General features: G+C 69.3%; 13 protein-coding genes and 2 tRNA genes. 11 read left to right on the forward strand and 4 right to left on the reverse strand.

Annotated features, from left to right (window positions below; all coding sequences use genetic code 11):
* Positions 1 to 87: 87 nt before the first annotated feature.
* From HEP81_RS25610 to HEP81_RS25630, 5 genes are all read left to right on the forward strand, one after another.
* Positions 88 to 897, forward strand: a complete 810-nt coding sequence (locus HEP81_RS25610) for an Fpg/Nei family DNA glycosylase (protein WP_037651809.1) — start codon at positions 88 to 90, stop codon at positions 895 to 897.
* A gap of 125 nt (positions 898 to 1,022) precedes the next feature.
* Positions 1,023 to 2,195 (forward strand): PP2C family protein-serine/threonine phosphatase, encoded by a 1,173-nt coding sequence (locus HEP81_RS25615; protein ID WP_037651811.1) that lies wholly within the window; start codon positions 1,023 to 1,025, stop codon positions 2,193 to 2,195.
* Positions 2,196 to 2,360: 165 nt separating this feature from the next.
* A complete protein-coding gene (locus HEP81_RS25620; protein WP_037651814.1) occupies positions 2,361 to 2,693 on the forward strand; it encodes a hypothetical protein in 333 nt (110 codons plus the stop codon).
* Between the two features lie 67 nt (positions 2,694 to 2,760).
* Entirely contained in the window at positions 2,761 to 3,075 is a 315-nt protein-coding gene (locus HEP81_RS25625; protein WP_037651816.1) for a pore-forming ESAT-6 family protein, read from the forward strand.
* A gap of 37 nt (positions 3,076 to 3,112) precedes the next feature.
* Complete coding sequence (locus HEP81_RS25630; protein WP_167739832.1) at positions 3,113 to 4,618, forward strand: DUF6177 family protein; 1,506 nt, start codon at positions 3,113 to 3,115, stop codon at positions 4,616 to 4,618.
* Between the two features lie 25 nt (positions 4,619 to 4,643).
* Here HEP81_RS25630 and HEP81_RS25635 read toward each other — a convergent pair whose 3' ends face one another.
* Positions 4,644 to 5,759: an acyltransferase family protein gene (locus tag HEP81_RS25635; RefSeq protein WP_037651817.1), complete on the reverse strand. Its 1,116-nt coding sequence runs from the start codon at positions 5,757 to 5,759 to the stop codon at positions 4,644 to 4,646.
* Positions 5,760 to 6,292: 533 nt separating this feature from the next.
* Here HEP81_RS25635 and HEP81_RS25640 point away from each other — a divergent pair.
* Positions 6,293 to 6,487, forward strand: a complete 195-nt coding sequence (locus tag HEP81_RS25640; RefSeq protein WP_037651818.1) for a hypothetical protein — start codon at positions 6,293 to 6,295, stop codon at positions 6,485 to 6,487.
* Between the two features lie 98 nt (positions 6,488 to 6,585).
* Here the strand turns inward: HEP81_RS25640 and HEP81_RS25645 are convergent, their stop codons facing one another.
* The 3 genes from HEP81_RS25645 to HEP81_RS25655 form a co-directional block, all read right to left on the reverse strand.
* Positions 6,586 to 7,224, reverse strand: coding sequence for a TetR/AcrR family transcriptional regulator (locus HEP81_RS25645; RefSeq protein WP_037651819.1), 639 nt, complete (start codon positions 7,222 to 7,224; stop codon positions 6,586 to 6,588).
* Positions 7,221 to 7,607 carry a VOC family protein gene (locus tag HEP81_RS25650; protein WP_037651820.1) on the reverse strand — a complete coding sequence of 129 codons (387 nt, stop codon included), beginning with the start codon at positions 7,605 to 7,607 and terminating at the stop codon, positions 7,221 to 7,223. Before HEP81_RS25650 ends, HEP81_RS25645 begins: the two co-directional genes overlap by 4 nt.
* A gap of 130 nt (positions 7,608 to 7,737) precedes the next feature.
* Positions 7,738 to 7,808, reverse strand: a tRNA-Gly gene (locus HEP81_RS25655).
* 160 nt (positions 7,809 to 7,968) lie between these two features.
* Here HEP81_RS25655 and HEP81_RS25660 point away from each other — a divergent pair.
* The 5 genes from HEP81_RS25660 (at position 7,969) to clpX (ending at position 12,809) form a co-directional block, all read left to right on the forward strand.
* Positions 7,969 to 8,045: transfer RNA gene (locus HEP81_RS25660), tRNA-Pro, on the forward strand.
* 243 nt (positions 8,046 to 8,288) lie between these two features.
* Positions 8,289 to 9,656: a trigger factor gene (gene tig, locus HEP81_RS25665; protein WP_037651823.1), complete on the forward strand. Its 1,368-nt coding sequence runs from the start codon at positions 8,289 to 8,291 to the stop codon at positions 9,654 to 9,656.
* A 356-nt stretch (positions 9,657 to 10,012) separates the two neighbouring features.
* Positions 10,013 to 10,618, forward strand: coding sequence for an ATP-dependent Clp protease proteolytic subunit (locus HEP81_RS25670; RefSeq protein WP_051849878.1), 606 nt, complete (start codon positions 10,013 to 10,015; stop codon positions 10,616 to 10,618).
* 69 nt (positions 10,619 to 10,687) lie between these two features.
* Positions 10,688 to 11,353, forward strand: coding sequence for an ATP-dependent Clp protease proteolytic subunit (locus HEP81_RS25675; RefSeq protein ID WP_037651827.1), 666 nt, complete (start codon positions 10,688 to 10,690; stop codon positions 11,351 to 11,353).
* A gap of 169 nt (positions 11,354 to 11,522) precedes the next feature.
* Positions 11,523 to 12,809, forward strand: coding sequence for an ATP-dependent Clp protease ATP-binding subunit ClpX (gene clpX / locus HEP81_RS25680; RefSeq protein ID WP_037651828.1), 1,287 nt, complete (start codon positions 11,523 to 11,525; stop codon positions 12,807 to 12,809).

A 12,809-nucleotide genomic window follows, 5' to 3' on the forward strand; every position in this document is an offset into this window, starting at 1 on the left:
GCCTAGGCTGAGGGGCGAGGGCTGCCCGCCAGTCGAATGAGTCGAGTGGGCGGGCGGGAAGAGAAGAAGAGGAAAGGACGGCCCGCCTTGCCGGAAGGGCACACCATTCACCGGTTGGCGCAGGACTACGCCGCCCGCTTCCAGGGCACCGCCCCCCGCGTCACCAGCCCCCAGGGCAAGTTCTCCGACGCCGCCGCCCTCCTGGACCGCGCCGAGCTGACCGCCACCGAGGCGCACGGCAAGCACCTGTTCCTGCGGTTCCGCGACAGCGACTGGGTCCACATCCACCTCGGTCTGTTCGGCAAGGTCGGCTTCGGCGACGCCCCCGCGCCCCCGCCCACCGACACCGTCCGGCTCCGGCTCGCGAACGACCTGTCGTACGTCGATCTGCGCGGCCCCACCACCTGCGCCCTGATCACCGACGACGAGAAACGCGCCGTCCACTCCCGCCTCGGCCCCGACCCGCTCAGGCAGGACGCCGACCCGGCGGCGGCGTACCGGAGGATCAGCCGCAGCCGTACGACGATCGCCGCCCTGCTCATGGACCAGAAGATCGTGGCCGGCGTCGGCAACGTCTACCGCGCCGAGGTCCTCTTCCGGAGTGGCATCGACCCCTACCGCGCGGGCCGCGACCTCACCCCCGCCGAATGGGACGCGATCTGGACCGACCTCGCCGCCCTGATGCGCGAGGGCGTGCGCGACAACCGGATCGACACCGTACGGCCGGAGCACACCCCCGAGGCCATGGGCCGCCCGCCCCGCGTGGACGACCACGGCGGCGAGGTCTACGTCTACCGCCGCGCCACCCAGCCCTGCCACATCTGCGGCGACCACATCCGCACCGCGGGGCTCGCCGCCCGCAACCTCTTCTGGTGCCCCACCTGTCAGAAGCACTGACACTCCTTCGGGTGGGTTTACGGAATTCCGGTGCCTGAGCGAACCTGTGAACCCGAGCCTCGCACGGGGGACAAGTAGGACCTCCCGTGCCAAGGGGCCGGTGCGATGGATAGGGTCCCGAACTAATGGCAGCAGGACGAGAGACGCGCGCGAAGGCCGACACGCTCACGGCCCGGTGGAAGATGCAGTGGCACCGGGCCCGCGTCGGGCTGCGCCGAAGCGCCGTCGACTACTTCCGCGGCGACGGCTCCGACTGGATCGCCTTCGCCGGACTCCTCCTGACCATCCCCGTCTTCGCCGCCCTGACCCTGTTCGACTCCGTGTGGTGCTCCCCGGCCATGCTCGTCCTGCCGATCGTCGCAGGCGGGCTGCTGCTGCGCCCGGCCAGCCTGCTCGGCCTGTACGCGACGGCGGCCACCGCGCTGATCGTGGAGTCGGTGCGTCTCGGCCCGTACACCGAGGGCCCCTCGCGGGTCACCCCGGGCGTCGTCCTGGTGGTCGCCGCCTGCGGTTTCTTCGGACTGCTCACCGCCCAGTTCCGCAGCCGCGTCGGCGTGCCCTGGCGGCGCGGCGGCACCATGCTGTTCGACCTGCGCGAGCGGATCCGGGTGCAGTCCACCCTGCCCAAGCTGCCCCAGGGCTGGCACCACGAGATGGCGCTGCGGCCCGCCGGCGGCCAGTCCTTCTCCGGTGACTTCGTGGTGGCCGCCCGCACCAACGGCGGCCGCAGCCTGGAGGTCGTCCTCACCGATGTCTCCGGCAAGGGCATGGACGCCGGCTCCCGCGCCCTCCTGCTGTCCGGCGCCTTCGGCGGCCTGCTCGGCTCCCTGCCCCCGCACGCCTTCCTGCCCGCCGCCAACGGCTATCTGCTCCGCCAGGACTGGGACGAGGGCTTCGCCACCTCCATCCACCTCGTCCTGGACCTCGACTCCGGGGACTACGAGCTGTACTCCGCGGGCCATCCACCGGGCCTCCAGCTCAGCGCCGGCACCGGACGCTGGGAGGAGAAGTCCGCCGAGGGCCCGCTCCTCGGTGTCTACGACGGCGCCCAGTTCGACTCCGTCAAGGGCTCGTTGCGCCCCGGCGACGTCCTGATGCTGTTCACCGACGGCCTGGTGGAGACCTCCGACCGCGACATCGTGGAAGGCATCGACCGCCTCACCGGCGAGGCCGACCGCTATGTCGCCGGCGGCTTCCACGGCGCCGCCTGGCACCTCATCGAGGCCGTCGCCAAGGACGTCAACGACGACCGGGCGCTCCTGCTGATCTGCCGCGAATCCGCCGCGCACGCCCGCTGACACCGGCCGCCGAGGCCGCTTCCCGCCAAGCCCTTGTCACGGAAATTCGCTGATCCTGTGACAGACCGGACCCTGGCTCGCCCGCTCACGCCCGGGAGTTCATAATCCTAGGCGGTATGTGACATGAGCGGCAGGCGCCGTGGGAGCCCATACGGGGGAGGCGACATGAAGTTCGACATGGGTGCGCAGACACTGTCGACGCTGATGCGTGACTCGCGCGGGTCCAGCCAGGATCTGGGCACGCTGATCCGGCAGTTGGTGCAGGCGGCCGAGCCGTTGGAGGGGAAGTTCAACGGTGCGGGGCGTACGGCGTTCGACCAGTTCAAGGCGCGCGCGGACGGCATCACGAAGGAGCTGAACGGCTCGCTGGCGGCGATCCTGGGCGGTCAGTCCGGGATGGAGGGCGCGTTCAGCTCGGGCGACCAGGAGCAGGGCGAGAACGCCAAGTCGCAGATGGGCGCCGCCAACTTCGACGCGGCGCGGTTCTCGGGCCGCTGAGCCGCACGCGTCCGGGTTGTTCTGAATTCTTCGAGACGTTCGGTCTCTTCACGGGGAGTGGTGTGTGATGGCGGGTTCTGGTGCGGATCGCCGGTCGTACGACACGGGGGCGTCGGCGGATGTGCAGGGGAATCTCGCGGGGGTGATCGCCCAACTGGAGTCGGTGATCGCTGCGCGGGACAAGCAGGTGAAGAAGGCGATGACGGACTTCACGGCCGACGGTGTGGCGGACGAGTACCACGGCAAGGAGCAGCGCTGGAACAACGCGTCGCAGGAGGTGCGCAACATCATCCACCTGCTGAAGACGACGATGGAGAAGAACGACTCGACGGCGCATTCGACCCTGGCGAAGGCGAAGTCGGCGGTCGACAACATCGGTTGACCGGTGGTCGGTTCACGACGGTCATGGGGGATCGGGTATGACGGGCTGGGATCTGCGTCCGCAGGGCATCAGTCAGGTGCTGTCGACGACGGGGAAGACGGCGTCGCATCTGGAGACGCAGGCCAAGGACTTCGGCAAGCATCTCCAGTCGGCGGCGTCGAGCGCGGGCATGATCTGTGCGGGCGACGGCTCGGGCGGCTCCGGCGGCCAGGGTGGTCAGGGCGGCGAGGACGGCGGCAAGACGCAGGGCGGCCTGGTGGCGCTGGCGTTGTCGGAGTACGCCGAGCACGCGACCAAGGACCTTCAGTTCATCGCGGCGCGGGCGAGCGAGCCGGAGGTGCCGTACTGGTGGACCGAGGCCCGCGCCACCACCGGCGTCAAGCAGGCCGAGGAACTCGCCGGGGCCTTCGCGGCCCGTATCGCCACCCTGGTCGGCGGCACCGCCTGGCCGCGGGAGGCAGCGCGTTCGCTGGCGGTGGTCAAGACCGACGGGATACGCGCGGTGCCGACTCCGGCCGCGGCGCAGCCCGCCGTGGACGTGCTCACGGACCGGGTCGCCGTGGTGATCCAGGACCGTCCGGTGGTCGCGATGACCGCCTGGCTCGCGGATGCCTTCCGGGCCGTCGCCGAAGCCGAACTCGGCCTGCAGATCGTCACCCCCGCCGGCACGCGGCTGTCCCCGGCGGTCCGCAACAACCTGCCGGGCTGGCCCTCGCGCTGGGTGGTGCAGGACGAGAAGGGCGGCTACTACGACGGCCTGTCCGGAGCGGCGCTGCACTGGGACAACGGCATGTTCGCGCCGGTCGCGTCCCCCGACCCGGAGGCCACCCGGGAGGACCCCCGCGCCCCGATGGCGGACTCGTTCGCCCCGACGACCGCGGATGACGGCGAACGCCAGCTGGCCGTGTCCTTCCGGGCGATCCACCCGGCGGACGAACGGCTCGTGCTCGGCGGTGCGCTGGAGGCCGTATGGCGTGAACTCACCGGTGAGCCGCCGGCCGGCTGGGGCACCGAGGAGCCCGCCAATCTGCCGTGGTCACCGCGCCAGTTGACGGATGTGGCGTACGAGCGTGCCCCTCAGCCGACCTGGCTGGTGGCCGTCGGCAGCCCGGAGCGCCCGGGGCTCGCGACGGTCCGGATCAGCCGTACCGAGGGCGGGGTGGAGGAGGACGTCACGCTGGCGTTCGGCTACGGCCCGGGGGAGGAGATGCCGACGGACACCGAGGTGATCCGGGCGGCCGAGGTTCTCGCCACCCGGCACGACCTCCAGTCGATGCTGGTCCAGGTCCGCAGGGCCCGCCGTGACCTGTCCGTACCCCCGCGCTTCGAGGGCCCCGGCGTCCCGTACGCCTTCGTCCTGGGCGCCGACGAGGTGCGGGAGATGCCCGGCGACCGGGCCCGGCGCACGCCGTTGCCCCAGCCGCCGCGCGAGCTGGGCCCGAAGCGCCGTCCGGCGTTGTACTACCCGTTCCCGGGCAACCCCTCGGACCTCTCGGGATGGACGGACTTCGAGCGCCTGATGAGCCACCTCAAGGGGCTCTGAAGTAAGGGGCTCTGACGTAAGGGGCTCAGACGCCCGCCTTCACCGGCTCCCGTTCCTTGAGCTGCCGTTCGCGGGCCAGTTCGGTGGCGTCCTGGACGAAGGCCCAGGCCATCTTGGGCTCCATGGCGAAGCGGAACACCCGTTGCACCGGCTTGGTGCACAGGAGGGTGACGGTGGCCACCGCGAGGACGGTGACGACGGCCGAGCCGTAGTCGCCGTAGCGCTGGGCGATGTCGAAGCCGCCGAGGAAGAGCACGCTCTTGATCACGAAGCCGTGCAGCAGATAGCCGTACAGGGTGCCCGCGCCGAGCGCCGTGAACCAGGTGCGGCGGCCCGGCACCCAGGCCAGGAAGCAGGCGGTCAGCAGCACCGCGCAGCCGAACATGGCCAGCGTCATCAGCGGCCCGATCCACCACGGGGCGCCGAGTTCCTGGGCGGCGTTCTGGCGGTAGAACCAGTTGTCGTTCATGTGCGGCGCGGTCCACCAGCCGATGGCCAGGGCCGCCGCGAACACCGGCAGCGACACGATCCGCATCCGGCGGGTACGCATCAGCGCGAAGTGCTCCGGCTTCAGCAGCAGTCCGAGGACGAAACACGGCAGGAACTGGAGGATGCGGCCGAAGTCCAGGCTGCCGTCCACCCCCGGGGTGACAGATCCGATCATGGCGAGGCCGAGCGCGATCGGCAGCGGCCAGCGCACCAGCTTCCACAGCGGGGTGGTCATCCGCCACACGAACAGCGCGAGCAGGAACCACGTCAGGTAGTACGGCGAGAAGAGGTTGATCGGGCCGTCCATGTGACCCGCGTACCGCTTGAACAGCGAGTAGGCGAGCTGGAACAGCACATATGGCACCGCGACGCCGGTGATCAGGCGCTTCACCCGGTCCGGGCGCATGTCGAAACTGCGGGAGAAATAGCCGGAGATGACGATGAACGCCGGCATGTGGAACGTGTAGACGACGTTGTACAGGTCTTCCAGCGCCCGGTTGTCCGTCTTCAGGGGGGACCAGGAGTGCCCGATCGCCACCAGTGCGATCGCCAGGTACTTGGCGTTGTCGAAGAACGGATCGCGCTCTTTGCCGGGTCTGACTGCCTTCGCCTGCTCCTCCTGCGCACGCTGCGGGGCACGCGGTCCGGGCACTCCATCCGCCGGCGACTGTGCCGGGGGGAGCGGCCGTGGGTTCTGGCCGGGGGACGAGGCGGCGTCAAACATCTCAGGCACCCTAGCGTCGTCGGCGGGATTTCGTAAAACCCCCCTAGTCATTCCTGGTTATCCCCTTCGTATGCCCCGGGATTTCCCGAACTTGCCTCCCCCGCGCACGTGATGATGCACACACAGAGGTCCACCGTTGGCTCCTGATGTACCGATTCATCCCCAATAATTGGGGCATACCGCACCTCGGCACCCTCTGGATGTAGTCAAGGTGTCATCAATTCGAATTACCTGCACACGAGATGTGTGGACACGGAAACGAACGCGCACAATTACGGCCGGAGTCCCGCGCGCCCGTCCATCGAATTGCAGTGCGGTACGACCCCTGCGCGGGGACGGCCTGTCCGACATCCTGTCAGCGGCCGCATGGAGCAGGCCTGTTGGTGGCACGATGGTTCTGGCGGGGGTGCGGGCCGTACCCCCGGGCCGGCAGAGGGACCGACCGAGGGTTGTGATCAGTTGTGGCCATTTCGCTGTCCGTAGTGGTGCTGTTGGCGGTCATCCTGGTGGTGCTCATAAGAGGGAAGAGCCTCAAGGCGGGACCGGCCCTGGTGGCCGTGCTCTTCGGCTTCTTCCTGGCCTCCAGCGGCATGGCGCCGTCCATCCAGCGGTTCCTGAACTCGATAGCGGACTCGATCTCCTCGATCAAGTTCTGACCGTCGACGATCACGCTCCGACCGTCGGACCCCGACGAGCCGGCACCCCCGGTGCCGGCCGCCGCCCGCGGCGCGGGTACCGCCGGGCACGGGTACCGCTAGTGGTACAGATGCCGCTGCTCGGCCGGCTGCCGGCTGATGAACACCAGGCGGTCGAAGTCCACGGCCACCCCGCGCAGCAGCAGGTCCACCAGCGCGCGCGCCGAGGACGCGTCGACGGGTGCCTCGCCCAGCAGCGCCCGCCGGTACACCACCGACGCGAGCAGGTCCACGAACAGCTCGGGATCCACGTCCGGCTGGAGGTCCCCGCGCTCGACGGCCCGCCGCACCGCGACCGCGGCGGCCGCCCGGCCGGGCTGTACGAGGCTGCGCAGCAGGTACTCATGGAGGCCGGGGTCGGCGGAGCAGTCGGCGATCAGCGGCGCGAGCACCCCGGCCGGCAGCCGCTCGTGCAGCACCTCGGCGAGCAGCCGCACACTCTGGTGCAGATCGCAGCGCGTGCAGCCGTTGTCCGGCGCGGGCGGCACGACGAGGACCGAGGCGAGCGCGTCGATCACCAGACGCTGCCGCTGGGGCCAGCGGCGGCGGATCGCGGCCTTGCTGGTGCCCGCGAGGGCCGCCACCTTCTCCAGCGCGAGCGCGCCGTAGCCGTCCTCGCGCAGCAGTTCCACGGTCGCCGTCAGCACCGCCGCGTCGATCGCCGGGTCCCTGGGCCGGCCGCCGGCCGCCGGGCTCACGCGGCGACATCCTCGGGGTACCAGCGCAGCTCCACGGTGTTTCCCTCGGGATCGCGCACATAGACCGACTGGGCGGACCCCCGGGCGCCCCACCGCGGCACGGGCCCCTCGATCACGTCGAAGACGCCGGAGCCGATGACCTCCTGCCAGTCCAGCGGGTCCACCACCAGGCAGATGTGGTCGACATTGGACTCGCCGCGCGGCCGCTCGAACAGGTCGATGACGGTGGTGGCGCTGACCCGCACGGACGGGAACGACACCTTCCCGGCCCGCCACTCCTCCACCCGCTCACCGGCGAGTCCCAGCGGCCCGGTGTAGAACGCCAGTGCCCGCTCGACGTCCGAGACGTTGAGCACCAGGTGGTCGAAGTCCTTGATCCGCATGATGAATTTCCCCCTGCTGTGGTCGTTCCGAGTTATGTTCCGTACCGGTGCGGAACATAACTCATGTGCGACGGAACGGCAAAGGCCCAGGGAGAGGAGGCAACCTCTCACCTGGGCCTTCGGCATCCAGAGCGGGCGACGGGAATCGAACCCGCGTAGCTAGTTTGGAAGACTAGGGCTCTACCATTGAGCTACGCCCGCAGCGCTGCGCCGCAGGTCGAGGACCGCGGCACTCAGGCATCGTAGCGGGTCCTCCGCCGCTTGGGCCAACATGTCCGATCACCGAACACCATGCGCCCCGCCTCGAAGAATGCGGCCGACGCGGGCCGCCGGGCCATGTACCCTACGTCTCGCACACAGACGGGGTGTGGCGCAGCTTGGTAGCGCGTCCGCTTTGGGAGCGGAAGGCCGTGGGTTCAAATCCCGCCACCCCGACCATCGATCGGCCTTTTCGCCGAGTCCTTCGCCCAGTCCTGGTCGAGTTCCGGCCGCGTTCCGGCCGCGTCCGCCGGTGGCGCCACGAAGATCGCCTTTTGGGGCGCCGAACGCGTGCGGTTACTATGCAAGCTGCACGCCCGTGTGCCCGGCCCTCACGGCCTACGTACTCCTCCGGGCGGCGAATCCGCCGGACCTGTCTGGCTCCGGCAGAACCCAAGCAGTCAGCCACAAGGAGACCGAACCGTGAAGAGCGCCGTGGAGACCCTGAACCCGACCCGGGTTCGGCTCACTGTCGAGGTGCCCTTCGAGGAGCTCAAGGACAGCCTCGACGCGGCGTACAGCAAGATCAACCAGCAGGTCACGGTGAAGGGCTTCCGCAAGGGCAAGATCCCTGCCCGCGTCATCGACCAGCGGTTCGGCCGCGGTGCGGTCCTGGAGGAGGCGGTCAACGACGCGCTTCCGAAGTTCTACACCGAGGCGGTCAACGAGGCCGAGCTGAGCCCGCTGGGCCAGCCCGACGTCGACATCACCGAGCTGAAGGACGGCGAGACGCTGAACTTCACCGCCGAGGTCGACGTCCGCCCGGCCCTCGAGATCCCGGACTACTCCGGCATCGAGGTCGAGGTCGACGCCATCGAGGTCACCGACGAGGACATCGAGAAGTCGGTGGAGCAGCTCCGCGAGCGCTTCGCCTCCACCACCCCGGTGGAGCGCGCCGCCGAGGACGGCGACGTCGTCACCATCGACCTGGAGGCCAAGGTCGACGGCGAGGTGCTGGAGGACGGCATCGCCAGCGGCGTCTCCTACACCATCGGCTCCGGCGAGCTGCTCGACGGCATCGACGAGGCCGTCAAGGGCCTGTCCGCCGGCGAGGAGGCCACCTTCACCTCCGAGCTGAAGGGCGGCTCCGCCGCGGGCAAGGAGGCCGAGGTCTCCGTCAAGGTCACCCAGGTCGCCAAGCGCGAACTGCCGGAGCTGGACGACGAGTTCGCGCAGCTCGCCTCCGAGTTCGACACGCTGGACGAGCTCAGGGCCGACAGCCGCAAGCGCCTCGCGAACATGAAGGAGTTCGACCAGGCCACGCAGGCCCAGGAGCGCGTCCTGGAGAAGCTCCTGGAGCTGCTCGAGGTCCCGGTCCCCGAGAAGCTGCTCGAGGACGAGGTCAACACCCGCAAGCACAACCTGGAGCACCACCAGCTCGGCCAGATGGGCCTGACCCTCGACAAGTACCTGGAGATCCAGGGCAAGACCGCCGAAGAGTTCGAGACCGAGACCCGCGAGGCCGCGGTCAAGGGCATCAAGACCCAGTTCGTCCTGGACGAGCTGGTCAAGAAGGAGCAGCTGAACGTCAACCAGGAGGAGCTCACCGAGCACCTCATGCGGCGTGCGGCCTCCTCCGGCATGTCCCCCGACCAGTTCGCCCAGGCCGTCGTCGAGGGTGGCCAGGTGCCGCTCCTCGTCGGCGAGGTCGCCCGCGGCAAGGCCCTGGCCGTCGTGGTCGAGGCCGCCACGGTGAAGGACACCAACGGCGAGATCGTGGACCTCGGCGACGAGGACGAGGAGACCGAGGCCACCGAGGCCGAGGCCGCCGAGGAGACCACCGAGGCCTGAGCTGCCCCACGGCACCTCTGACGCTCGTACGACGGGCCCCCGGGACTTTCCCGGGGGCCCGTCGGCGTACCGCGACGTGGCCGGCCGGCCCGGAGCCTGCCGTCGTACCGGCGAGGACAAGCCATTCCCGCGTACGACCCGCACCTCGGCACCCCGCTCCGCACCCGGCCTGACCGGGCGGAGCGCTACGCCCCCGGCGAACAGTCGCTACTCCGGGATTCCCCGAACGTGCCCGAGCGTTAGGGTCCATGAGTACGGGGGCAGGGGAGTCTCCTGAAACCCCCGAACCTCCGGCAGGACGACTGAGACGGCTCGGCGCCGTCGTGAGACGACCAGGTGGATACGTGACGAATCTGATGCCCTCCGCCGCCGGCGAGCCCTCCATCGGTGGCGGCCTCGGCGACCAGGTCTACAACCGGCTGCTCGGCGAGCGGATCATCTTCCTCGGCCAGCAGGTCGACGATGACATCGCCAACAAGATCACCGCTCAGCTGCTGCTCCTTGCCGCCGATCCGGACAAGGACATCTACCTCTACATCAACAGCCCCGGCGGCTCGGTGACGGCCGGCATGGCGATCTACGACACCATGCAGTACATCCCGAACGACGTGGTCACCATCGCGATGGGCATGGCGGCCTCCATGGGCCAGTTCCTGCTCACCGGCGGTGCCGCGGGCAAGCGCTTCGCCCTGCCGCACGCCGACATCATGATGCACCAGGGCTCCGCGGGCCTCGGCGGTTCGGTCACGGACATCAAGATCCAGGCCGAGTACCTGCTGCGCACCAAGCACCGCATGGCGGAGCTGACCGCGATGCACTCCGGCCAGACCTTCGAGACGATCACCCGGGACGCGGACCGCGACCGCTGGTTCACCCCGGAAGAGGCCAAGGAGTACGGTCTCATTGACGAGATCATCACGAACGCCTCGGGTGTTCCGGGAGGCGGCGGCACCGGTGCCTGACCGGCCCGGCCATGCCACGCACCGCCACCACCCACGCCCCCAGAACGCCACCAGGACGGTGAACATCCCATGAGCAACTTCCCCGGCGCGGCCAGCGGCCTGTACGAAGGGCCCCGGCCCGACGCGCGCTATGTGATCCCGCGCTTCGTCGAGCGCACCTCCCAGGGCGTCCGCGAGTACGACCCGTACGCGAAGCTCTTCGAAGAGCGCGTGATCTTCCTGGGCGTGCAGATCGACGACGCCTCCGCCAACGACGTCATGGCGCAGCTGCTGTGCCTGGAGTCGATGGACCCGGACCGGGACATCTCGATCTACATCAACAGCCCGGGCGGCGACATGACCGCCCTGACGGCGATCTACGACACGATGCAGTTCGTGAAGCCCGACATCCAGACGGTGTGCATGGGCCAGGCGGCCTCCGCCGCGGCCGTGCTGCTCGCCGCCGGCACCCCGGGCAAGCGCATGGCGCTGCCGAACTCCCGGATCCTGATCCACCAGCCGGCCGGTTCCAGCGGCCGCGGGCAGCTCTCCGACCTGGAGATCATCGCCAAGGAGTTCACCCGGATGCGTGAGCAGCTGGAGAACATGCTGGCCAAGCACTCGAACCAGCCGCTGGAGAAGGTCCGCGAGGACATCGAGCGCGACAAGATCCTCACGGCCGAGGAGGCGCTGGAGTACGGCCTCGTCGACCAGATCATCTCCACCCGCAAGCTGAACAACGCCGACGTCCGCTGACGCGGAGCGGCGCGCTCTCAAGCCCCCCACGGCAGGGCTCACGGCAAGTGAACCCTGCCAAGGGGGGCCCGAACATCGGGCCCGGCAAGGTACCGTCGGACATAAGGCAGCACCAGGAGCCGCTGGAACGCAGTGTCCAGGCGGCTCCCAGGCGAAGGGGAAGCACACCGTGGCACGCATCGGTGACGGCGGCGATCTGCTCAAGTGCTCGTTCTGCGGCAAGAGCCAGAAGCAGGTCAAGAAGCTCATCGCAGGGCCCGGTGTGTACATCTGCGACGAGTGCATCGATCTCTGCAACGAGATCATCGAGGAAGAGCTGGCCGAGACCAGCGAGGTGCGCTGGGAAGAGCTGCCCAAGCCCCGCGAGATCTACGAGTTCCTCGAGGGCTACGTGGTCGGCCAGGAGGCCGCCAAGAAGGCGCTGTCCGTCGCGGTGTACAACCACTACAAGCGGGTCCAGGCGGGCGAGAACGGCGGCGCGAGCGGCCGTGACGACGCCATCGAGCTGGCGAAGTCCAACATCCTCCTGCTGGGCCCCACGGGCTCCGGCAAGACCCTCCTCGCCCAGACCCTGGCGCGCATGCTGAACGTGCCGTTCGCCATCGCCGACGCGACCGCGCTGACGGAGGCGGGCTATGTCGGCGAGGACGTGGAGAACATCCTCCTCAAGCTCATCCAGGCCGCCGACTACGACGTCAAGAAGGCCGAGACGGGCATCATCTACATCGACGAGATCGACAAGGTGGCCCGCAAGAGCGAGAACCCGTCGATCACCCGGGACGTCAGCGGCGAGGGCGTGCAGCAGGCCCTGCTGAAGATCCTGGAGGGCACCACCGCCTCGGTGCCGCCGCAGGGCGGCCGCAAGCACCCGCACCAGGAGTTCATCCAGATCGACACGACGAACGTGCTGTTCATCGTGGGCGGTGCCTTCGCCGGTCTGGAGAAGATCATCGAGTCGCGGGCGGGCGCCAAGGGCATCGGCTTCGGCGCGACGATCCTGTCCAAGCGCGAGCTGGAGGCCAAGGACGTCTTCGAGGACGTCATGCCGGAGGACCTGGTCAAGTTCGGCATGATCCCCGAGTTCATCGGCCGGCTGCCGGTGATCACCTCGGTCCACAACCTGGACCGCGAGGCCCTGCTACAGATCCTGGTCGAGCCGCGCAACGCGCTCGTCAAGCAGTACCAGCGCCTCTTCGAACTCGACGGCGTGGAGCTGGACTTCGAGCGCGAGGCCCTGGAGGCCATCGCCGACCAGGCCATCCTCCGCCAGACCGGCGCCCGCGGCCTGCGCGCCATCATGGAGGAAGTCCTCCAGGGCGTGATGTACGAGGTCCCGTCCCGCAAGGACGTCGCCCGCGTCGTCATCACCGCCGACGTGGTCCTCTCGAACGTCAACCCGACCCTGATCCCCCGCGACGCCCGCGGACGGGGTTCGGGGGAGCAGAAGACGGCGTAG

The sequence above is a fragment of the Streptomyces griseofuscus genome, assembly GCF_014673495.1.
Taxonomy (GTDB): domain Bacteria; phylum Actinomycetota; class Actinomycetes; order Streptomycetales; family Streptomycetaceae; genus Streptomyces; species Streptomyces murinus.